Source organism: Streptomyces sp. NPDC006997, assembly GCF_040635175.1.
In the GTDB taxonomy this organism is placed as follows: Bacteria; Actinomycetota; Actinomycetes; order Streptomycetales; family Streptomycetaceae; genus Streptomyces.
The window spans coordinates 142,447-165,386 of sequence record NZ_JBEYHH010000016.1 but is presented as its reverse complement, the minus strand read 5'-3'; the positions used below and the strand labels follow the sequence as shown (position 1 = coordinate 165,386).

The following is a 22,940-nucleotide window of genomic DNA, read 5'->3' as shown; positions in this document are numbered from 1 at the left end:
TGAGACACCCCTCATTCCCGTTAGCATGGACATCCGCACCGAGCAAGGCCATTTGGGGAAGGTGTCATGACTGCAAACGTCGACGGAGTGCCCGGTAAATTCGCGACACTCGGGCTGACCTACGACGACGTGCTGCTGCTGCCGGGCGCATCCGAGGTGCTGCCCAACGCGGTCGACACCTCGTCCCGCATCTCCCGCAACGTCCGGGTCAACATCCCGCTGCTGTCCGCCGCCATGGACAAGGTCACCGAGTCGCGGATGGCGATCGCGATGGCCCGCCTCGGCGGCGTCGGCGTCCTGCACCGCAACCTGTCCGTCGAGGACCAGGTCAACCAGGTCGACCTGGTGAAGCGGTCCGAGTCGGGCATGGTCACCGACCCGATCACCGTGCACCCCGAGGCCACGCTCGGCGAGGCCGACGCGCTCTGCGCCAAGTTCCGCATCAGCGGCGTCCCGGTCACCGACCCGGCGGGCAGGCTGCTCGGCATCGTCACCAACCGCGACATGGCCTTCGAGACCGACCGCGGCCGTCAGGTGCGCGAGGTCATGACGCCGATGCCGCTGGTCACCGGCAAGGTCGGCATCTCCGGGCAGGACGCCATGGAGCTGCTGCGCCGTCACAAGATCGAGAAGCTGCCGCTCGTCGACGACGAGGGCGTCCTCAAGGGCCTGATCACGGTCAAGGACTTCGTCAAGGCCGAGAAGTACCCGAACGCCGCCAAGGACGCCGAGGGCCGGCTGCTCGTCGGTGCCGCCGTCGGCGCCAGCCCCGAGGCCCTGGAGCGCGCCCAGGCGCTCGCCGCGGCCGGGGTGGACTTCCTGGTCGTCGACACCTCCCACGGCCACAACAGCAACGCCCTGAGCTGGATGGCGAAGATCAAGTCGAGTGTGGGCGTCGACGTGATCGGCGGCAACGTCGCCACCCGCGACGGCGCCCAGGCCCTCATCGACGCCGGTGTGGACGGCATCAAGGTCGGCGTCGGCCCCGGCTCGATCTGCACCACGCGCGTGGTCGCCGGTATCGGCGTCCCGCAGGTCACCGCGATCTACGAGGCGGCCCTCGCGGCCCGTCCCGCGGGCGTCCCGGTGATCGGCGACGGCGGCCTGCAGTACTCCGGCGACATCGGCAAGGCGCTGGCCGCCGGTGCCGACACGGTGATGCTGGGCAGCCTGCTCGCGGGCTGCGAGGAGTCGCCGGGCGAGCTGCTGTTCATCAACGGCAAGCAGTTCAAGTCCTACCGCGGCATGGGTTCGCTGGGCGCCATGCAGTCGCGCGGCCAGGGCCGGTCGTACTCCAAGGACCGCTACTTCCAGGCGGAGGTCGCCTCCGACGACAAGCTGGTGCCCGAGGGCGTCGAGGGCCAGGTGCCCTACCGCGGCCCGCTGGCCAACGTCCTGCACCAGCTGGTGGGCGGGCTGCGGCAGACCATGGGCTACGTCGGCGCCGCCACCATCGGGGAGATGGAGTCCAAGGGCCGCTTCGTGCGCATCACCGCGGCGGGCCTGAAGGAGAGCCACCCGCACGACATCCAGATGACGGTCGAGGCACCGAACTACAGCCGCAAGTAGGCGGCGGTCTCACCGAAGGCGGTCCCGGAGGGTTCCGGGGCCGCCTTCGTCATGCCCGTCGGGGATACTGGAAAGCGCTGCAACGCATCAGGGAAAGGCCACAGACAGTGACTGAGATCGAGATCGGGCGCGGCAAGCGCGGCCGCCGGGCGTACGCGTTCGACGACATCGCCGTCGTCCCGAGCCGTCGTACGCGGGACCCGAAGGAGGTCTCGATCGCCTGGCAGATCGACGCCTACCGCTTCGAGCTGCCCTTCCTGGCCGCCCCCATGGACTCGGTCGTCTCCCCGGCCACCGCGATCCGCATCGGTGAGCTGGGCGGCCTGGGCGTGCTGAACCTGGAAGGGCTGTGGACGAGGTACGAGGATCCGCAGCCGCTGCTCGACGAGATCGTGGGGTTGCCGGTCGAGGCCGCGACCCGGCGCCTCCAGGAGATCTACGCGGCGCCGATCAAGGAGGAGCTGATCGGGCAGCGGATCAAGGAGGTGCGCGACTCGGGCGTGGTCACCGCCGCCGCGCTCTCCCCGCAGCGCACCGCCCAGTTCTCCAAGGCCGTCGTCGACGCGGGCGTGGACATCTTCGTCATCCGGGGGACGACGGTCTCCGCGGAGCACGTCTCCGGCGCGGCCGAGCCGCTGAACCTGAAGCAGTTCATCTACGAACTCGACGTGCCGGTGATCGTCGGCGGCTGCGCCACGTACACCGCCGCGCTGCACCTGATGCGCACCGGCGCCGCGGGTGTGCTCGTCGGCTTCGGCGGCGGCGCGGCGCACACCACGCGCAACGTGCTCGGCATCCAGGTCCCGATGGCCACGGCGGTCGCCGACGTGGCCGCCGCGCGCCGGGACTACATGGACGAGTCCGGCGGCCGGTACGTGCACGTCATCGCGGACGGCGGTGTCGGCTGGTCCGGTGACCTGCCCAAGGCGATCGCCTGCGGCGCCGACTCGGTGATGATGGGCTCCCCGCTCGCGCGGGCGGTCGACGCGCCGGGCAGGGGCCACCACTGGGGCATGGAGGCGGTCAACGAGGAACTGCCGCGCGGCACGAAGGTCGACCTCGGCACGGTCGGCACGATCGAGGAGATCCTCACCGGGCCGTCCCACAACCCCGACGGTTCCATGAACCTCTTCGGCGCGCTGCGGCGGGCGATGGCCACGACCGGGTACAGCGAGCTGAAGGAGTTCCAGCGGGTCGAGGTGACGGTGGCGGACTCACAGCACCGCCGATAGCCAAGGGTTCCCGTACGGCCGCTCAGGGCCGGTCACTCCGGGTGGGGTGACCGGCCCTTTCGTGTGCCCAAGTGAGCTGGTGGGGGCGTGCGTTGGGTGGTAGGGGCGCACGGTTGTGTTGCGGGTGAATGTGGGCCGAACGGGCGAAGTGGGGCGGTAGTGTCCTTGCTCGGCGACCCGGTTCTCTGGGGCGCCCCCTTCCAAGGAAACGGTTCCGGACCCCGGCCCTCGGGGCCCGGCCCGACATCCAACGTGCTGCCTACCGGGCTAATGGGTGGCGTCGTGGAAGGGGGCGCGCCATGGGCCGTCACCGCAAGCCCACCCGCTGGGACCGCACTCGACTTCGGTTGGTGAAGTTCCGGGGGAGGTGTGTCTTGTGGATCTACGGTCGTTGAGCGGCCACCCCTATAGAGACTAGGGGTGGACACTCTGCTCAACGGCTCGGAGCCCGCTGCAGTAGCCGCTGCGGTGGGCTCCACCTGCGTCCAAGGTACCGGCGTCGTCCGGCCCATGCCAGCGGCTCCGGGGGCTCGCGCATCGCACGCGCCCCCCTTCACAACCGGTGCGCCGCCCCCGTGGGTGTCGCGCCCCGGGTGTCCAGGAGCAGTTGGGCCTTCACCGACAGGCCCTGGAGGTCGTACGTCCGGTGGTGTTGGAGGAGGATCGTGAGGTCGGCGTCGGCGGCGGACTCGTAGAGGGAGTCCGCGCGGGGGATGGGGCGGTCGGCGACGTTCCAGGCGGGGACGTGGGGGTCGTGGTAGCTGACCGACGCGCCCAGGTCCAGCAGGCGCAGGGCGATCTCGCGCGCGGGGGTGGCCTGCTGGTCGGCGAGGTCGGGCTTGTAGGTGACGCCGAGGAGGAGGACGCGGGCGCCGCGGGCGGACTTGCCGTGCTCGTTGAGGAGGGCGGCGGCGCGCTGGACCACGTACCGGGGCATCTGGCTGTTGACCTGCTCGGCGAGTTCCACCATGCGCAGCGGGCGGCCCGCGTGGCTGGCGAGGTCCTGGGGGACGGCGTGGCCGCCGACGCCGGGTCCCGGGCGGAACGCCTGGTAGCCGAACGGCTTGGTCTCCGCGCAGCGGATGACGTCCCACAGGTCGACGCCGAGGCCGTGGCAGAGGACGGCCATCTCGTTCACCAGGGCGATGTTGACGTGCCGGAAGTTGGTCTCCAGGACGTGCACGGTCTCCGCCTCGCGCAGGCCACGCGCGCGTACCACCTTGTCGGTGAGCCGTCCGTAGAAGGTGGCGGCCGACTCGGTGCAGGCGGGGGTGAGGCCGCCGATGACCTTCGGGGTGCTGGCCGGGGTGAAGACGCGGTTGCCGGGGTCGACGCGGCTGGGGGAGTAGGCGAGGTGGAAGTCGCGGCCCGCGCGCAGTCCGGAGCCCTCTTCCAGGAGGGGGCGCAGGAAGTCCTCCGTGGTGCCGGGCGGGACGGGGGATTCGAGGATCACCGTGGTGTGCGGGCGCAGTCGGGCGGCCAGGGTGCGGGCGGCGGCCTCCACCTGGCCCAGGTCGGGCCCGCCGTCGGCGCCGCGCGGGGTGGGGGCGCAGATGACGGCGGTGCGCACCCGGCCCAGTTCCGCCGGTCCCACGGCGTGCCGGAAGCCCCCCGAGAGCATCCGGCGCAGCTCCGCGGGGCTGAGGGAGCCGGGCTCCGGGCCGGTGCGGTAGCCGACGGTGGGGATGCCTGCGGCGACGGCGGCCTGGGCCAGCGGCAGGCCGAGCGGGCCGAGTCCGATGACGGCGAGATCTGCGGGCATGGCGTGGGCCGTCCTTCCCAGTAGCCGAAGCGGGACAGGTGCGCAAGCGCTGTGGACAGAACGAGCGAGCGCAATGTCAGACTAGGAGTAAATATGACCGTTTTGACGGATTGGCTGGGCGTGTTTTCGGCGGGGTTATCCACAGGCTGGGGGTGACTGGTGGCTGAAGCCGGGCAAGACGGTCAGAATTTGGGCAGGGGATACGGACCGGGCCCCGCCACACGGGTGTGGCCGACGCGACGTAGGAGCGGGAGGCAACGGTGAGGACAGCGACACTGGGACCGGCGCAGCGCGCCGAGTCACTCGCGGCCATGGCCGAGCGCGAGCTGGACGTACTGGTCGTGGGCGGCGGCGTGGTCGGCGCGGGCACCGCGCTCGACGCGGTGACCCGAGGCCTGTCCACCGGCCTGGTCGAGGCGCGTGACTGGGCGTCCGGCACGTCCAGCAGGTCGAGCAAGCTGGTCCACGGCGGCCTGCGCTATCTGGAGATGCTCGACTTCGCCCTCGTCCGTGAGGCACTCAAGGAGCGCGGCCTGCTGCTGGAGCGCCTCGCCCCGCACCTGGTGAAACCGGTGCCGTTCCTCTACCCCCTCCAGCACCAGGGCTGGGAGCGGCTGTACGCGGGCTCGGGCGTCGCCCTCTACGACGCCATGTCGATGGCCCGCCGGCACGGCCGGGGGCTGCCCGTGCACCGGCACCTGAGTCGCCGTCACGCCCTGCGGGTGGCGCCCGCCTTGAAGAAGGACGCGCTGGTCGGAGCCCTCCAGTACTACGACGCGCAGATGGACGACGCCCGCTTCGTCGCCACCCTGGTGCGCACCGCCGCGGCCTACGGCGCCAAGGTGGCCAACCGCGCCCGGGTCACCGGCTTCCTGCGCGAGGGCGAGCGGGTCGTCGGCGCCCGGGTGCAGGACGTCGAGGCGGGCGGCGAGTACGAGGTCCGCGCCCGGCAGGTCGTCAACGCCACCGGCGTGTGGACCGACGACACCCAGGCCATGGTGGGCGAGCGGGGCCAGTTCCACGTCCGCGCCTCCAAGGGCATCCACCTCGTCGTGCCGAAGGACCGCATCCACTCCACCACCGGTCTGATCCTGCGCACCGAGAAGTCCGTGCTGTTCGTCATCCCCTGGGGCCGCCACTGGATCATCGGCACCACCGACACCGACTGGGACCTCGACAAGGCCCACCCGGCCGCCTCCAGCGCCGACATCGACTACCTGCTGGAGCACGTCAACTCCGTCCTCGCGGTGCCGCTCACCCGGGACGACGTGCAGGGCGTCTACGCCGGGCTGCGCCCGTTGCTCGCCGGCGAGTCGGACGCCACCAGCAAGCTCTCGCGCGAGCACACCGTCGCCCACCCGGTGCCGGGGCTCGTCGTGGTCGCGGGCGGCAAGTACACGACGTACCGGGTGATGGCCAAGGACGCCGTGGACGAGGCCGTGCACGCGCTGGACCTGCGCGTCGCCGACTGCGTCACGGAGGACGTGCCGCTGCTGGGCGCCGAGGGCTACCGCGCGCTGTGGAACGCGCGGGCGCGCACCGCCGCCCGCACCGGGCTGCACGTCGTCCGCGTGGAGCACCTGCTCAACCGGTACGGCTCCCTGGCCGAGGAGGTCCTCGACCTCATCGCCGCCGACCCCACGCTGGGCGCGCCGCTGAAGGGCGCCGAGGACTACCTGCGCGCCGAGGTGGTGTACGCCGCCTCGCACGAGGGCGCCCGGCACCTGGACGACGTCCTGACCCGGCGCACCCGGATCTCCATCGAGACCTTCGACCGGGGCACCCGCTGCGCCCGGGAGGCGGCGGAGCTGATGGCGCCCGTGCTCGGCTGGGACGAGGACCACACCGAGCGGGAGATAGAGCACTACGACAAGCGGGTGGAGGCCGAGCGGGAGTCGCAGCGCCAGCCCGACGACCTGACGGCGGACGCGGCCCGCCTCGGGGCGCCGGACATAGTGCCGCTGTGACGTCGGCGGAGGTGGCACCGCGGACCCGACGTGGCTGTTCGGGGGCGGGCGGAGGCCCGTGTGGCGGCTGGGAACAGCCGGGGTGACGCCGCGTCGGCCTTGGAATCCATGGCGGGAAGTGATCTGCGGAGGGCGTGGTTCCGGGTAGGGGTGGCGGTTGCCGGGACGGGTGGGGCACGAGGGCCACCCTGGGCGTTAGGCACTTGTCGGGTGAGGGACAATGGAGGCTCTGTCAGGGCGGGTTGCATGAGGGGACGCATGTCGGAGGCGGAGCGGGCGGGTACATCCCGTCAGGAGACTCGTCAGGACAACCACGACCGTCTTCTCGCCGGTCGGTACCGGCTGGGCGGAGTGCTCGGCCGCGGCGGTATGGGCACGGTGTGGCGCGCGGAGGACGAAACCCTCGGGCGCACGGTCGCCGTGAAGGAACTGCGGTTCCCGTCGAACATCGACGAGGAGGAGAAGCGCCGGCTGATCACCCGGACCCTGCGTGAGGCCAAGGCCATCGCGCGGATCCGCAACAACAGCGCGGTGACGGTCTTCGACGTCGTCCAGGAGGACGACCGGCCGTGGATCGTGATGGAACTCGTCGAGGGCAAGTCGCTCGCCGAGGTCATCCGTGAGGACGGCCTGCTGGAGCCCGTGCGGGCCGCCGAGGTCGGCCTGGCCGTGCTCGACGTGCTGCGCTCGGCCCACCGCGAGGGCATCCTGCACCGGGACGTGAAGCCGTCCAACGTGCTGATCGCGGACGACGGCCGGGTGGTGCTCACCGACTTCGGCATCGCCCAGGTCGAGGGCGACCCGTCCATCACCTCCACCGGGATGCTCGTCGGCGCCCCCTCCTACATCTCCCCGGAGCGTGCCCGCGGCCACAAGCCCGGTCCGGCCGCCGACCTGTGGTCGCTGGGCGGGCTGCTGTACGCCGCCGTCGAGGGGAGCCCGCCCTACGACAAGGGTTCCGCGATCGCCACGCTCACCGCGGTGATGACCGAGCCGCTGGAGGAGCCGAAGAACGCGGGCCCGCTCCGGGACGTCATCTACGGCCTCCTCAACAAGGATCCCGCCGAGCGCCTCGACGACGCGGGCGCCCGCAGGATGCTCAACGCCGTCATCCACGCCCCCGCGCGGACGGCGGCCGAACCCGCGGACGCCACCAAGGTCGTACCGCTGCCGCCGAAGCCGGACGGGCCCGCGGGCGGCGGCGCGGGCGAGCGGCTCCGAGGAGCGCTGCGCGCCACCCGCAAGGCCGCCGTGGCGGCGGGCGCGGCCGGGACGGCGAAGGCGGGCGCCCCGGAAGGGGCCGACGCCGCCAGCGGTGCGGCCGCCCCGGCTGTGGGCACCGCCTCCGTGGGTGCCAGCCCCGCCGCAGGGGGCCGGAGTTCCGGCTGGCCCGTGATGACGCCGCCGCCGGACGTGGCGCCCAGGTCCGTGCCCAGGGCGCCGCTGACCGACGTGGTGCCACGGCGGACGCTGGTGGTCATCGCCGTGGTCCTGGTGCTCGCCGTGCTCGGCACCGTCCTGGCGCTCACCCTCGGCGGTGACGACGAGAAGAACACCGGTGGCGGGGGCACCGCGGCCACCGCCAGCGCCGACACCAAGGACGACGACAAGGGCGCCGTCGGCACCGACGGCGCGGCGACGGCTGGTCAGTCGCCGGGCGGCACCGCCACGGCACCGGGCGGCGCCGCCGACTCCGACGACGACTCCGGCAAGGCGGACGACACCGCCGACTCCGACGACGGGGACGGGGACGGGTCCGGGGACTCCAAGGACGACGACGCCGCCGAAGAGGGCGCCAAGTCGGTGTACCAGGGCGGCCAGGGGTACTCCATCGGGCTGCCCGACGGCTGGAAGTACCGGTCGTCCGACGCCGCCGGGGACCGCTTCACCGGACCCGGCGGGCAGAAGCTGCTCGTCGCCTGGACGTCCACGCCCAAGGGCGACCCCGTCGCCGACTGGGAGAGCCAGGAGCGCTACATGACGCGCTCGCAGTACAAGCGGATCCGCATAGAGGAGGTGGGCTACCGCGGCTGGAACACGGCCGACTGGGAGTTCACCTACGTCGACGGAGGGACCAGGTACCGGACGATCGACCGCGGGTTCGTCGTGAGCGACAGCCAGGGGTACGCGCTGATGTACACGGCCAAGGCCGCCGAATGGGGCAGCGGGCTGCGAAGGAGTACATGGCGGACACTGACGAAGACCTTCGAACCGAAGCCCTGAGCACGGCACTTACCAGATTCGCGGCCTGAGATCCGGCATCCCGTCATTGTGGGTTGCCTCCGGCACGTATCGTGAGTGGTTGCGAACCGTACGCAGCCGGAAAGAATCCGGAACGGGACGCCACTCGAACGGATGTGACCAGCCGGGCGGCCGGGGGAGGCCAACGTGGACGACTATGCGGGCCGGGTACTCGCCGACCGCTACCGCCTGCCGCTGCCCCCCTCCGAGGAGTACGAACTCACCGAGACGCGGGCCTTCGACACCTACAGCGGCCAGGAGGTCCTGATACGGCAGGTGCCGCTGCCGGAGGTCGTCGAGGCCGAGGTGCTCGACGCCGAGGGACTGCCCGACGGCTTCACCCGGCGCGACCGGGGCGCGGCGGCCCGGCGGCCCCCCGCCCGTGGCGGCACGCGCACGCCCACCGATCCCGTCGTACGGCGGGCGATGGAGGCGGCGCAGGCCGCGGCCCGGATACCGGACCACCCCCGGCTCGACCAGGTCTTCGACGTGTTCGCCGAGGGCGGTTCGCTGTGGGTCGTCAGCGAGCTGGTGGCCGCCCGGCCACTGGCGGCGCTGCTGGCCGAGCAGCCGCTGACGCCGTACCGGGCGGCCGAGGTCGCCTCCGACGTGCTCATGGCGCTGAGGGTGCTGCACGCGCACGGCTGGACCCACCGGAACATCACCGCGCGCACGGTGCTCGTCTGCGACGACGGCCGGGTCATGCTGACCGGGCTGGCGGCCGGGGCGGCCGAGGAGGCGCTGTGCGGGTACGACCCGGTGCCACGGGAGGACGAGGGTCCGGGAGACGGCGCGCCAGGGGTTCCGGCCCAGGGCGCGGCTGGCCCGACGGGTCCGGCAGGCCCCGTGGGCCCCGCTGGTCCGGCCGGTCCTGATCCCGAGGCCGCGCGGCGGGCCGCGATCGAGGCGCGGGCGGCGGGGCCGCTGCCGGTCACCGGCGCGGACGGCGCCGTCGGGCCGAGCGGTGGCGGCGGCGCGGGCGGCCCGTCGGCCGCGGTGGCGCGGCGGGTGCCGGAGAGCGGCGGCAGTGGTGGCGGCGCTGGTGACGGCGGTACGGGCGGTACCGGGGGAGACATCCGGGCCGCACGGGCCGGGGCGATCGCCGCGTACCGGGCGGGCGCGCGGGCGGCGGCCCGGGTACAGGAGGCGCAGAACGGCCGTACGGCGCTGCCGGGGGCCCGTCCCCCGGCCGAGGGCGGACCCCGCGAGGTCGGTCCGGCGCCGTACGTCGCCCAGCAGGGAGTGCAGGGCGAGAGCAGTGTGCCGCCGGGGCAGATAGCCGACCCCTACGGCGTCCGGGGCGCCGCCTGGCGGGCCGCGGCGCCCCGGCCCGCGGAACCGGACAGCGCCCAGGGCTTCCCGACGCGGAGCAGCGGGCCGGTGCCGGGGCAGGCCAACGGACAGGGCGACGGTGTGGCGCAGGGCGGGCCCGGGCAGGCGCCCGCGCTCGGACCGGTGCAGGGGCGTTCCGCGCTCCCCGCCGGTGGCGCCGCCGTGCCCGCGCCGAGCACGGGCCGCTGGGACGAGCCGGCCCCCGGGGCGCCCGTGCGGCGCGGGCCCGCCACCGCGCTGGCGGCCGAGCGGGCCAGGCAGGCCCGGATGGCGGTCGTCGGCCCGGTCACCGAGCGCTGGGCGCCGGAGCAGGCCGGTCCGGTGCACGAGAACTGGCAGCTGGCCGCGCCCATCGGTCCCGCGACCGACCTGTGGGCGCTGGGCGCGCTGCTCTTCAGGGCCGTACAGGGACACGCGCCGTACCCGGAGGAGTCGACCGCCGAACTGGTGCAGATGGTGTGCGCGGAGCCGCCCGCCTTCGCGGAGGAGTGCGGTCCGCTGCGCCCGGTCGTGGAGTCGCTGCTGCGTCAGGACCCCACCGAACGCCTCGACTTCGAGGAGCTGCGCGGCTGGCTGCGCTCCCTGGTGCGGTCCGCGCCCGAGCCGGACGCGGGCCTGCACGTCGTCGCCGCACCGCCGGTCGAGACCACCCGGCTGCCGGTCATCCGCCGCCGCGGTGAGCTGGTGCGCCGACGGCGTGCCGGGCTGCCCGCGCCGCACGGGCGGCACAAGCGGGGCAAGGAGAGGTCCCGTTCACCCCGGTCCCTCGGCCGGACGCTGCTGCTGCTCGTCCTGCTGGCGCTGGCCGGGGTGATGGCGTACGCCATGCTCTTCATGCCCAGGGCGGACGAGGAGGGGGCGGGCGACGCCGAACGGACCGGCGCCGCAGGCCAGGTCAGCCCGGCGCCCGCCGACCCCTCGCCGGAGGCCAGCAGCGAGCCACGGCCCGACCAGACCGCGCCGCCCTCGGCGACCGGGTCAGGCGAGTCGGGCCAGACCCAGACCACCGGCCCCGAGGTCGCCGACGGGTTCACGCTCCGCACGGACGACGAGGGCTTCCGGGTCGCCGTCGCCGAGGGCTGGCAGCGCACCCCGAAGAACGGCAACGGCCAGGTCGTCTACCACCGCGGCGACTACGAGCTGATCGTCGTCCCCGGGCGGGACGGCACCGGCGAGTACGGCGGCGACCCGATGGCCTACCAGCGGGAGCGGGAGAGGGAGTTGCAGCCGTACCGCGAGTCGACCTGGGCCACCGCCACCGGTCTGAAGACGATCCGGGTGGGCGGACGGACCATGGCCGAGGGGCAGTTCACCTGGAGTGACGGCGAGGGGGCCGAGGTGTTCGTGCGCAACCTCGCCATCCTCGCCGGCGACCGCTACCACGTGGTGCAGGTGCGCGGCCCGGAGACCGAACGGGACGAGGTGACAAGGCTGTTCGAGCAGGCGTCCGCGACGTACGAGATCACCGGCTGAACACCTTCGGGTACGGCGGGTACGGTTCCCGTCCGTCACGGAAAGCGACAACCGTCACAGTGCGGTCTCCAAGGCCCCGCGCAGGTTCCCCGGACGGGGACGGGTCCCTAACCTGAACCTGCCAAGGACATTGCGGGGGAACGTGGATCAGATGCAGGGCGCGCTCGTCGCGGGCCGCTACCGGCTCGTCGACACCATCGGCAGCGGCGGCATGGGCCGGGTGTGGCGCGCCCATGACGAGGTGCTGCACCGGGCCGTCGCCATCAAGGAACTGACGGCCGCGCACTACGTCTCCGACAGCGACCAGGAACGCCTCCTCGCCCGCACCCGCGCGGAGGCGCGCGCCGCCGCCCGGATCAACCACTCCGCCGTCGTCACCGTGCACGACGTGCTCGACCACGACGGCCGCCCGTGGATCGTGATGGAACTGGTCGAGGGCCGCTCGCTGGCCGACGCGGTCAAGGAGGACGGCCGCCTCGCACCCGCCGAGGCCGCCCGGATCGGCCTGTGGGTCCTGCGCGCCCTGCGCGCCGCGCACACCGCCGGTGTCCTGCACCGCGACATCAAGCCCGGCAACGTCCTGCTCGCCCGCGACGGACGCGTGCTGCTCACCGACTTCGGCATCGCCCAGATCGAGGGCGACTCCACCATCACCCGCACCGGGGAGGTCGTCGGCTCGGTCGACTACCTCGCCCCCGAGCGGATCCGCGGCCACGATCCCGGCCCCTCCTCCGACCTGTGGGCGCTCGGCGCGACGCTCTACACGGCGGTGGAGGGCAGATCACCGTTCCGGCGCACCTCGCCGCTGTCGACCATGCAGGCGGTCGTCGAGGAGGACGCCGCCGCCGCGCACTACGCCGGGCCGCTCGGGCCCGTCATCACCGCCCTGCTGCGCAAGGATCCGGCCGAACGCCCCGACTCCGCGGCGGCGGAGCGGATGCTGGCCGAGGCGGCGGAGGGACGGTGGCCCCGGGAGGCGCAGGGGTACGTGCCGACCGGGCACGCCACGCCCGGGACGATCGGCGCCGGGCTGGCGGCCGGGGCGACCGGGCCCACGGCGCGGACCGGCTTCCCGCCGCAGACCGGTGGGCCGGGCGCCCACCCCGGCTATCCCGCGCAGCCCGGTTCCACCACGCCGACCGGCTATCCCGCGCAGCCCGGTTCCACCACGCCGACCGGCTATCCCGCGCAGCCTGGCCCCGACACGCGCGCCCACACCGGGGTGTTTCCCGGTGCCCAGGCGCCGCCGCCCGAGCAGTCGCGGCGGCAGCGGCTGCGTACGCTCGCGCTGGTCGTCGTACTCGCCGCGGTGGTCGGTGGCGGTACGGCGGTGGGGATCATGGCGTGGGACGCGGGGCGGGACCGGGACCGGGACCGGGGCGGGGTCTCGGCGTCCGAGTCGCCCACGCAGTCCCCCACACCCACGGCCACCTCCACGGGCTCGCCCTCGCCGTCCGACTCCGCCTCCCCGGCCTCGGGTTCCGGCGGCGCGCTGCCCGACGGGTGGGTGCGCAAGGAGGACCCCGCGGGGTTCAGCCTGGCGGTGCCCGGCGCGGACTGGGAGCGGGTGGTGAACGACGGGAACCAGATCGACTACACGCCGGACGGCGGCCGGACGTTCATCCGGATCGCCGTCGACGAGTCCCCGCAGTTCCCCAGCGCCTACGAGCACCAGCTCGACCTCGAACAGCAGCTCCAGCGCCTCGTGGACTACCAGCGGGTGACCCTGGCGGAGGAGGTCTACCGGGACCGGCCCGCCGCGCGGTGGGAGTGGACCTGGACGGCGCTGGCCAAGGACACCGAGTTCCCGGGGCCGCGGCACGCCGTCGAGCTGACCTACTTCGACCGGGACGGCACGGAGTACGTGGTCTACATGTCCTCGGCGGCGGCGGACTGGCCGACGACGCGCGAGCAGTTCGAGACGGTGTTGCAGGGGTGGCGGCCGGGGACCCCGTAGTCCCGGCGGGCCCCCGAAGACCCCGCGCGGCACCGGGCGGGCCGGTCGCGGGGCGTCGGTTGTCGGCCAACTTCGGGCTCTGACCAGGGAGTCGCCCTCGCCTCCTGCGGCATGATGAGACGCATGGGGACCGAGAGGTCGGACGGGCGTGTCATAGCGGGGCGTTACCGGCTGGAGACCCCGCTCGGGCGGGGCGGCATGGGTGTCGTCTGGCGGGCCACCGACCGGCTGCTCGGGCGCCGGGTCGCGGTCAAGGAACTGTTCCTCGACCCCTCGCTCACCGCCGACGAGGCGCGACGGCAGCGGGAGAGCACCCTGCGCGAGGCGCGGGCGGTGGCCCGGCTGCGGCACCCGCACATCATCGTGGTCCACGACGTCGTCGAGCACGACGAACGCCCGTACACGGTGATGGAGTTCGTGGACGGCGACTCGCTCGCCGACCGGATCGCGGAGCGGGGGCCCGTCGACGTGGACGAGGCCGCCCGGATCGGCATCGGGCTGCTCGGGGCGCTGCGCACCGCGCACGCGGCGGGCATCCTGCACCGGGACATCAAGCCCGCCAACGTCCTGGTCGAGACCGGCAGCGACCGGGTCGTCCTCAGCGACTTCGGGGTGGCGCAGATCCCCGGCGCGACCACGCTCACCGAGAACGGCACCTTCGTCGGCTCGCCCGAGTACACCGCGCCGGAGCGGATGTCCGGGGGCGGTACGAGCCCCGCGGCCGACCTGTGGTCGCTGGGGGCGCTGCTGTGCGCGGTGCTGAGCGGGCGGTCGCCGTTCCACCGGGACTCGCTGGGCGGCGTCCTGCACGCCGTGCTGTCCGACGAGATCCGCCCGCCGGAGGAGGTCGGGCCGCTGCTGCCCGTCGTCCTGGGGCTGTTGGAGCGCGACCCGGACCGGCGGCTCGACGCGGGGCAGGCGGAGCGGATGCTGCGGGAGTTCCGGGCGACGGGACGGATGCCGGAGCCGGAGCTGCGGCCCGGTGCGCCGGAGCCGGTGCGGACGGTACGGCCGCGCAGGAGCCTGCTGGCGGGGGTGGTGCTGGTGGCCGCGGTGGCGGTGGCGGGGGTGTCGGCGGTGGCGCTGCTGTTCAGCGGGGAGGGTAGGCCGGTGGGGCCGACGCCGGGGACGGTGACGACCGTGACGACCACCTCGCCGCCGAGGAGCACCAGGCCGCCGACGGTGTCGCCCGCGACCGCGACCGCGACCGCTACCGCGAGCACGACCACGACCCCAACCACGACCACGACCCCGACCACGACCCCGACCCCGGCCACGAGCACCAGCCCCGGCACGGGCGTAAATGGGAGATAAGCGGCAAGCCGCGTCACGGGTCTGTGACCGCGGAGCGCTCGTGGTGGCTCCGGACGCGCCCGGCGCGATATGCATGAACCCATGAGCAGCAACGGGGGAGCCCGCTACGGGGCCGACGAGCCGACGAGTTTCGGTCTGCAACCGCCCAACCCGCCCGCCGGCCTGCCCCACCCGGACAACCCCTACCTGGCACCCACCCAGGTGGCGCCTCCGGCCGTACCGCCCCGGCCCGCCGTGCCCACGGGGCCCGCCGCGCCCGCCGCACCCCCCGCCGACCCCGGCGCCGGGCGGCTGATCGCCGGGCGCTACCGGCTGGTCGCCAAGCTCGGGCACGGCGGCATGGGCACGGTCTGGCGGGCCAAGGACGAGACGGTGGACCGTGAGGTCGCGGTCAAGGAACCGCGCGTCCCGGACCACCTTCCCGAGCGTGAACGGGCCAACGCCTTCGAGCGGATGCGCCGCGAGGCCCGCGCCGCCGCCCGCCTCGACCACCCGGCCGTCGTCAACGTGCACGACGTGGCCGTGGTGGACGGCCAGCCCTGGATCGTCATGGAGCTGGTGCACGGCCGCTCCCTCGGCGCCGCCCTCCAGGAGGGCACGCTCGACGCCCGCGAGGCCGCCCGCATCGGCCTGGAAGTGCTCGGCGCGCTGGAGGCCGCGCACGCGGCCGGCATCCTGCACCGGGACGTCAAGCCGGACAACGTCCTGCTCGGACGGCACGACCGGGTCGTCCTCACCGACTTCGGCATCGCCCAGATCGAGGGCGAGACCAACCTCACCGACACCGGCGGCTTCGTCGGCTCCCCCGAGTACATCGCCCCGGAGCGGGTGCTCGGCCAGCGCCCCGGCGCCGCCTCCGACCTGTGGTCGCTGGGCGTCGTGCTCTACGCGGCGACGGAGGGCGTGTCGCCGTTCCGGCGCAGCAACACGCCCGCCACCCTCCAGTCCGTCCTCAACGCCACGCCCGCGCCGCCCGCGACCGCGCGGGGCCCGCTCGCCGACGCCATCAACGGCCTGCTCCAGAAGGACCCGGCGCGCCGCCCGCACGCCGCCCAGGTGCGCGCCCTGCTGGAGGCCACGGCGAAGCCCCCGGAGCCCGCGCCGACGCAGGTCGTGACCGTCGCCGGTCCCGCCCCGCAGCCGCCCGGCGTCCGGGTCGGCCGCAAGGCCCTGCTCGGGCTCGGCGCGGTGGTCGTCGCGGCGGCGGTGGCGGCGTACCTGGTGGTCGCCGACCCGTTCGCGGGACCGCTGCCGGACGGTTGGAAGACGCACGACCTGGGCGAAAAGGTCGGCGTGAGCGTCGCGCTGCCGGACGGGTTCAAGAAGCTGCCGCCCGCGGAGGACTCGGACGGGACGGTCGCCACGTACGCCGATCCCAGCGGGCTGATGTCGGTCACCGCGGACCGCGACATCAAGAAGGACGACGCGGACGGCGAGATCCCCGGCCGGGCCCTCGACCAGGCGTACGCGGACTGGGACACGCTCAAGGACGGCGAGTACGGCTGGAACATGGCCTCCGAGCCCGCCCCCAGGGGCGAGCCGAAGGAGACCACCTACCACGGCGCGAAGGCCGCCGAGAACACGATCGCCTACACGACCGGCGACACCAACCCGAGCCGACGCGAGTACCGCATCTACTACTACGTCGCCAAGAACGGCGACCTGTACCGGCTCTCCATCGACGGCCCCGGCGACGGGCACTTCGTGGACGACAGCCGGGAGATCGCGCGCGTCGTGCTCGACAACTGGGACATCAGGAGCCGGTAGACCGAGACATGACTGACGGCGCAGCACAGCAGGGCGGCGGACCGCCGCTCGCCGGGCGTTACCGGCTCGTCGAGCCCCTCGGCTCCGGCGCCACCGGCACCGTCTGGCGGGCGTACGACGAGCGGGCGGGGCGGGAGGTCGCCGTGAAGGAGCCCCGGTTACCGGGCGACCCGGAGGGCGAGGCGTACCGGCGCGCCGCCCACCGGCTCCACCACGAGGCCCGCGCCGCCGCCCGCGTCGACCACCCGTCGGCCGTGTCCGTGCACGACGTGGTGGTGGGGGAGGGCGACGGGGCCGACGGGCTCCCCTGGATCGTCATGGAGCTGGTGCGGGGCGAGACCCTGCGCGCGCTGACCGGGCGCGGGCCGCTCGACCCGCCCGAGGCCGCCCGGATCGGCCTCGCCGTGCTGGGCGCGCTGCGCGCCGCGCACTCCGTCGGGATCGTGCACCGGGACCTGAAGCCGACCAACGTCCTGGTCGAGTCGGGCACCGGCCGGGTCGTCCTCACCGACTTCGGGTTCGCGGGCGACCTGGACGGCGACGGGGGGTTCGTCGCGCCCGAGCGGGCCGCGGGGCGCGGCGCGGGTCCGGCGTCCGACCTGTGGTCGCTGGGGGCGCTGCTGGACGCGGCCGTGGCGGACGGGGGGCCGCTGGAACCGCTGCTCGTACGGCTCCTGGACGCGGACCCGGCCCGGCGCCCGGACCCCGGGGAGGTGGCCGCCGGGTTGGCGGCGGTGGCCGGGGTGGAGGCGCCGGGGGAGCGGGAGGAAGCGGTCACGGGAGAGGTGAGCGAGGCTCAGGCCGAGACGGCGTACGACACGCCGGTGCCGGTGCCGGAGAGGGTGCCGGGCAGCCCCCGCCACCCTCTCCGGCACCCCGCCGCCCTCCCCCTCCTCAGCGCGCTGCTGCTGACCGTCGTCCTCCTCGGCGCCGCCCTGCTCCCGCCCGCCACGGCCGAGACCGCGAGCGCCGGGGTGACCTGGACGGAGCATCACGAACCGGACATGGACGCCGTGCTCGCCCTCCCCGTCGGCTACGCGGAGTCCGCGCGGCGTGGCGGGCCCGCCGATCCGCCCCGGCTGGTGGTGTACGCCGACGCCGACGCGCCGGTCCAGGTCCGGCTCACCCAGTGGGACGCCGCCCCCCGTTCCCCGATGAGCCAGGCGCGCCGGGCACGTGAGCACTGGGACGGGGCGCGCACGCGCTACACCCGCACCAGCGTGCGGGGCCAGGAGGCCGTCGTCGCCGACACGGCGTACCTCCGGTCGGACGGTTCCCCCGCCCGCGCGCTGGAGCTGCTGTTCCGCACCGGCGACCGGCGGATGTACCAGCTGCGCGTCGACATGCCCCGGGGCACCGCCGACGAACGGGAGGGCACCGAGGTCTTCGAGGGCGCCCGTGACCGGCTGGAGATAGGAAACGACCAGTCGCCCTTCCTTTCCTCTCGAACTACGCCCTGATCAGCGCGTTTGTTGCCAGCGTTCACTGGCGTGTTGTGTGCGCTCGGTGAATCCGCGTTACCGACGGGTACACAAACCTCGCCCCCCGGCATACTCTGCGGCTCATGACGGACGCGCAGGCCATGGAAGAGACCGCCGGGAGCGGTCGCAGCGGCACCAACCCCCTCGCCCCCGCCCCGGCGGGCGCCCGTACCGCCGCCGATGTGGTCACCCCCCAACTGGTCGCCCACCTCACCAAGGGCGTGACCGGTTCCGGCCGGACCGCCAACCACACGCCGTTCACCGGCGAGAAGCTGGCCGACCTGCCGGAGTCCACGCCCGAGGACGTGGCGCGCGCCTTCGCCGCCGCCCGCGCCGCACAGCAGGTGTGGGCCCGGACGCCGCTGCGGCAGCGGGCCGCCGTCCTGCTCCGCTTCCACGACCTGGTCCTGGAACGCCAGGGCGAGATCCTCGACCTGATCCAGCTGGAGACCGGCAAGGCCCGGCTGCACGCCCACGAGGAGGTGCAGGCCGTCGCCGTCGCCGCCCGGCACTACGGCCGCCGCGCCGCCGCCTACCTGAAGCCCAAGCGGCACGCGGGCGCCGTACCCGCGCTGACCCGGGTCACCGAACTGCGCCATCCGCGGGGCGTCGTAGGCCAGATCGCGCCCTGGAACTACCCCCTGGAGCTGTCGGTCGGCGACGCGCTGCCCGCCTTCGTCGCGGGGAACGCGGTCGTGATGAAGCCGGACACGGAGACCTGCCTCACGGCGCTCTGGGCGCGGGACCTGCTCGTCGAGGCCGGACTGCCCGCCGACGTCTGGCAGGTCGTCCTCGGGGACGGCCCGGTCGTCGGGCCGGAGGTCGTCCGGCACGCGGACTACGTGTCCTTCACCGGCTCCACCCGCACCGGCCGCGAGGTCGCGCGGGGCGCCGCCGCCCGGCTCGTCGGCGTCTCCCTCGAACTCGGCGGCAAGAACGCCATGCTGGTCCTCGACGACGCGGACCTCGACAAGGCCGCCGCGGGCGCCGTCCGGGCCTGCTTCTCCTCCGCGGGCCAGCTGTGCATCTCCGTAGAGCGGCTCTACGTCCACGAGTCGGTCGCCGACGCCTTCCTGGAGCGCTTCGCCGCCCGCACCAGGGCGATGCGGCTCGGCACCTCCCTCGCCTACGGCGCCGACATGGGCTCGCTGGTCGGGCCGGGCCAGCTCCAGACCGTCACCCGCCACGTGGAGGAGGCCGTGGAGCAGGGCGCCACCGTCGTCGCGGGCGGCACCGCGCGCCCGGACGTCGGACCGTACTTCTACGAGCCGACCATCCTCGACGGCGTCACCGACTCCATGACCGTCTGCTCCGACGAGACCTTCGGGCCGGTCGTCGCCGTCTACCGGTTCGGCTCCGACGACGAGGCGGTGGAACGCGCCAACGCCACGCCGTACGGCCTCAACTCCTCGGTCTGGACCCGGGACGCCCGCCGGGGCCGCGACCTCGCCGCCCGGCTGCGCAGCGGCACCGTCAACATCAACGAGGGGTACGCCGCCGCCTACGGCAGCGTCCAGTCCCCGATGGGCGGCATGAAGGACTCCGGGCTCGGCCGCCGCCACGGCGCGGAGGGCATCCTCAAGTACACCGAGGCCCAGACCGTCGCCCACCAGCGGCTGCTGCCGATGGCGCCCGCGCTCGGCATGGACGACGAGCGGTACGCCGCCTTCATGACCCGCAGCCTGCGCCTGATGAAGGCGTTCCGGTTCCGCTAGACCAACCAGCCCCCACCCGCCGCCCTTGCCGGCCCCGCACGTACTCAAGGAGGAGCGACCGTGCCCCAGGACACCCGTGGCTACGACTACGACGTCATCGTCATCGGCTCAGGCTTCGGCGGCTCCGTGACCGCCCTGCGCCTCACGGAGAAGGGGTACGACGTCGGCGTCCTCGAAGCGGGCCGCCGCTTCACCCGCGAGACGCTCCCCCGGAACTCCTGGGACCTGAAGAACTACCTGTGGGCCCCCAAGCTGGGCATGTACGGCCTCCAGCGCATCCACCTGCTCGGGAATGTCATGGTCCTGGCAGGCGCGGGCGTCGGCGGCGGCTCCCTCAACTACGCCAACACCCTCTACGTCCCGCCCAAGCCGTTCTTCGAGGACCCCCAGTGGCGGGACATCACGGACTGGCAGGAGGAGCTGAAGCCGTACTACGACCAGGCCCAGCGGATGCTCGGGGTGCGGCTCAACCCGACCATGACCCCCTCCGACGTCCATCTGAAGGCGGCGGCCGAGCGGATGGGCGTCGGCGACACCTTCCACCTCGCGCCGGTCGGCGTGTTCTTCGGCGACGGCGCGGACGCCGACGGCAAGGCGAAGGCCGCACCCGGCGAGAAGGCGCCCGACCCGTACTTCGGCGGGGCCGGGCCCGCGCGCACCGCCTGCAACGAGTGCGGCGAGTGCATGACCGGCTGCCGCCACGGCGCGAAGAACACGCTCACCGAGAACTACCTCCACCTCGCCGAGAAGGCGGGCGCCGTCGTCCACCCGATGACCACGGTCGTCTCCCTCACCGACGACTCCCGGGGCGGCTACGCCGTCACCACCGTGCCGACCGGCAACCGTAAGAAGGGCGAGGGCCGCGTCCTCACCGCCCGGCGCGTCGTCCTCGCCGCCGGGACCTACGGCACCCAGACCCTGCTGCACCGGATGCGGGCGGGCGGGCAGCTGCCGCGCATATCCGACCGGCTCGGCGAGCTGACCCGCACCAACTCCGAGGCCCTGGTCGGCGCCCAGACCAGTGACCGGCGCTACCGCAAGCTCACCGGGCACGCCAGGGCCGACTTCACCCGCGGCGTCGCCATCACGTCGTCCATCCACCCGGACGCCGACACCCACATCGAACCGGTCCGCTACGGCAAGGGCTCCAACGCGATGGGCGGCCTGTCCATCCTCCAGGTGCCGTACGCCGAGGGCTCCTCCCGCGCGCTGGCCTGGCTGCGCAACGCCGCCCGGCACCCGCTGCTGGTGCTGCGGTCGCTGTCCAACCGGCGCTGGTCGGAGCGGACCATCATCGGCCTGGTCATGCAGTCGGTGGACAACTCCCTGACGACGTACCTGAAACCGGACGGCGTCGGCAAGGGCCTGCTGACCGCCCGGCAGGGCCACGGCGCGCCCAACCCCAAGCAGATCAGGGCGGCCACGGAGGGCGCGTCCGCGATCGCCGCCGAGATCAACGGCTTCGCGGGCTCCAACATCGGTGAGCTGATGGGCACCCCGCTCACCGCCCACTTCCTCGGCGGCTGCCCCATCGGCGCCTCCCGCGAGACCGGCGTGATCGACCCGTACCACCGTCTGTACGGCCACCCCGGCATCTCCGTCGTCGACGGCGCCGCGGTCTCCGCGAACCTGGGCGTCAACCCGTCCCTCACCATCACCGCGCAGGCCGAACGCGCGATGTCGTACTGGCCCAACAAGGGCGAGGCCGACCCCCGCCCCGCCCAGGGAGCGGCGTACGAGCGCCTGCGACCGGTCGAGCCGAAGGCACCGGCGGTCCCCGCGGACGCGTTCGGCGCGCTGCGGCTGCCACTGCTGCCGGTACCGGTGGTGCCGCCGAAGGAAGGCTAGGCGGATGTGAGGAGGGACCTGCGCCCCCCTCCGAGCGCAGGTCCCCCTGTCTGTGCGCGGTGCCTCCGCGGTGGTCAGCACCCGTCAGCACCCGTCGGCGCCGACGGCGCCGGTGGTCCGGTCAGGCGTCGGGGCCGGCCTTTCGTCGCCGTACCGCGAAGGCGGACGGAGCCGCCAGCGGCGCCAGCGGGGCCGTCGCGGCCACCGCGGCGATCGCGCGGCGCAGTTTCATGAGACCTCTGACCTCTGTGCGGGCTTGGTGGGGGTGTGACCCTCGGTACAGCAGGTTTGATCCGCGACGCCGGGCAATGGTTGTCCCGGCTCCCACGGAATTCTCATGTGGCCTGTGTCACATAGTGGGTCCCGTGTGCGCACAGCGAAGGGCCCCGCGGCGCTCGGCCGCGGGGCCCTTCTCCGTCAGCACCGGCGTCAGGGCCTCGCCGGTGCGCGGGGAGCGGCGCCGGGGGAGTGCGCCGCTGGTCTCGGTGGGATCGGGTCTCTGGTTGCCGCTGGGCGGTCCGGCGGTCGGCCCCGGGCGTCCCCGGGGCCGACCGTTCTCTTGGGTGACCGGGCTGCTGTCCCCTGCCGTCCGGTCACTGTCCGGAGCGAGGTCCCACGACGCACGGCACGATCCGTACGTCTCATCGCTCCAGTGAGCCACGCGTGGTTCTCTCGGGCCCGCCCCTGGCTGGCACGGACACCCGGAACAACGAGGCCGGGCGGGGCGCGTCACGCGCCGTACGGGTGAGAGTCGGGAGCGGACGGGGCTCAGATCCGGCCCCGGCACAGTTCGAGGAGCGTCATCGCCAGGGTCGTACCGGGCCTGCCCAGCGCGTCCCGGTAGTGGGCGAGGACCTCCATCTCCCGGGAGAGGTTCACCCGGCGGCCACCGGAGGAGATCCGGGCGTCCTGGATGACGGCGGAGACCGCCATCCGTTCCTGGATCAGACCGATGATCCGGTCGTCGAGCGCGTCGATGCGCTCCCGGGCGCCGTTGATCACCTCGGCGGCGTCGGCGGTACGGGCGCCGGTCACGGTGAGGGAGTGCGGGGAGGAGGTGTCGAGGGTGGCCATGGGGACTCCTTGCGAGGGGTGGGCCGGGGTCCCGGAGCGGCACGGTCCGCGCAACGCCAGGCGCCCCGGACCTTGTCGGCCCGGGGCGCCTGGAATGTGGCTTGTCAGTTGCTCAAGCAGCACGACCATGGCAGCCGGTGGGCCGGTCGCCATAGGTAAAGACGTAGGTCTGGTGCGTGAGCATGGGGCCAGTATGCCCGGGGGAGCG

General features: G+C 73.8%; 13 protein-coding genes. 11 read left to right on the top strand and 2 right to left on the bottom strand.

The window, feature by feature from the left end; genetic code table 11:
* Positions 1 to 66: 66 nt before the first annotated feature.
* Both guaB and ABZ659_RS18100 read left to right on the top strand, forming a co-directional pair.
* Positions 67 to 1,569, top strand: a complete 1,503-nt coding sequence (gene guaB / locus ABZ659_RS18105; protein WP_360220421.1) for an IMP dehydrogenase — start codon at positions 67 to 69, stop codon at positions 1,567 to 1,569.
* Between the two features lie 107 nt (positions 1,570 to 1,676).
* Entirely contained in the window at positions 1,677 to 2,801 is a 1,125-nt protein-coding gene (locus tag ABZ659_RS18100) for a GuaB3 family IMP dehydrogenase-related protein (protein WP_360220418.1), read from the top strand.
* A 553-nt stretch (positions 2,802 to 3,354) separates the two neighbouring features.
* Here ABZ659_RS18100 and ABZ659_RS18095 read toward each other — a convergent pair.
* Positions 3,355 to 4,563, bottom strand: coding sequence for a nucleotide sugar dehydrogenase (locus tag ABZ659_RS18095; RefSeq protein ID WP_360220415.1), 1,209 nt, complete (start codon positions 4,561 to 4,563; stop codon positions 3,355 to 3,357).
* A gap of 260 nt (positions 4,564 to 4,823) precedes the next feature.
* Here ABZ659_RS18095 and ABZ659_RS18090 point away from each other — a divergent pair, with 260 nt between their 5' ends.
* The 9 genes from ABZ659_RS18090 to ABZ659_RS18050 all read left to right on the top strand — a co-directional run bounded on the left by ABZ659_RS18090 (position 4,824) and on the right by ABZ659_RS18050 (position 21,658).
* Positions 4,824 to 6,530, top strand: a complete 1,707-nt coding sequence (locus tag ABZ659_RS18090) for a glycerol-3-phosphate dehydrogenase/oxidase (protein WP_360220412.1) — start codon at positions 4,824 to 4,826, stop codon at positions 6,528 to 6,530.
* A gap of 258 nt (positions 6,531 to 6,788) precedes the next feature.
* Positions 6,789 to 8,753 (top strand): serine/threonine-protein kinase, encoded by a 1,965-nt coding sequence (locus tag ABZ659_RS18085; protein WP_360220551.1) that lies wholly within the window; start codon positions 6,789 to 6,791, stop codon positions 8,751 to 8,753.
* A 165-nt stretch (positions 8,754 to 8,918) separates the two neighbouring features.
* Positions 8,919 to 11,576, top strand: a complete 2,658-nt coding sequence (locus ABZ659_RS18080) for a protein kinase (RefSeq protein ID WP_360220409.1) — start codon at positions 8,919 to 8,921, stop codon at positions 11,574 to 11,576.
* 151 nt (positions 11,577 to 11,727) lie between these two features.
* Positions 11,728 to 13,533: a protein kinase gene (locus ABZ659_RS18075; protein ID WP_360220548.1), complete on the top strand. Its 1,806-nt coding sequence runs from the start codon at positions 11,728 to 11,730 to the stop codon at positions 13,531 to 13,533.
* Positions 13,534 to 13,656: 123 nt separating this feature from the next.
* A complete protein-coding gene (locus ABZ659_RS18070; RefSeq protein ID WP_360220406.1) occupies positions 13,657 to 14,847 on the top strand; it encodes a serine/threonine-protein kinase in 1,191 nt (396 codons plus the stop codon).
* Between the two features lie 81 nt (positions 14,848 to 14,928).
* The gene (locus tag ABZ659_RS18065; protein ID WP_360220402.1) at positions 14,929 to 16,614 is read left to right on the top strand and encodes a serine/threonine-protein kinase; all 1,686 of its coding nucleotides are present in this window, start codon (positions 14,929 to 14,931) and stop codon (positions 16,612 to 16,614) included.
* A gap of 8 nt (positions 16,615 to 16,622) precedes the next feature.
* Complete coding sequence (locus ABZ659_RS18060; RefSeq protein WP_360220399.1) at positions 16,623 to 18,074, top strand: serine/threonine-protein kinase; 1,452 nt, start codon at positions 16,623 to 16,625, stop codon at positions 18,072 to 18,074.
* Positions 18,075 to 18,178: 104 nt separating this feature from the next.
* The gene (locus tag ABZ659_RS18055; RefSeq protein WP_360220396.1) at positions 18,179 to 19,810 is read left to right on the top strand and encodes a succinic semialdehyde dehydrogenase; all 1,632 of its coding nucleotides are present in this window, start codon (positions 18,179 to 18,181) and stop codon (positions 19,808 to 19,810) included.
* Positions 19,811 to 19,870: 60 nt separating this feature from the next.
* Entirely contained in the window at positions 19,871 to 21,658 is a 1,788-nt protein-coding gene (locus tag ABZ659_RS18050; protein ID WP_360220393.1) for a GMC family oxidoreductase, read from the top strand.
* A 768-nt stretch (positions 21,659 to 22,426) separates the two neighbouring features.
* Here the strand turns inward: ABZ659_RS18050 and ABZ659_RS18045 are convergent.
* Entirely contained in the window at positions 22,427 to 22,732 is a 306-nt protein-coding gene (locus ABZ659_RS18045) for a chorismate mutase (protein WP_360220390.1), read from the bottom strand.
* Positions 22,733 to 22,940: the final 208 nt, after the last annotated feature.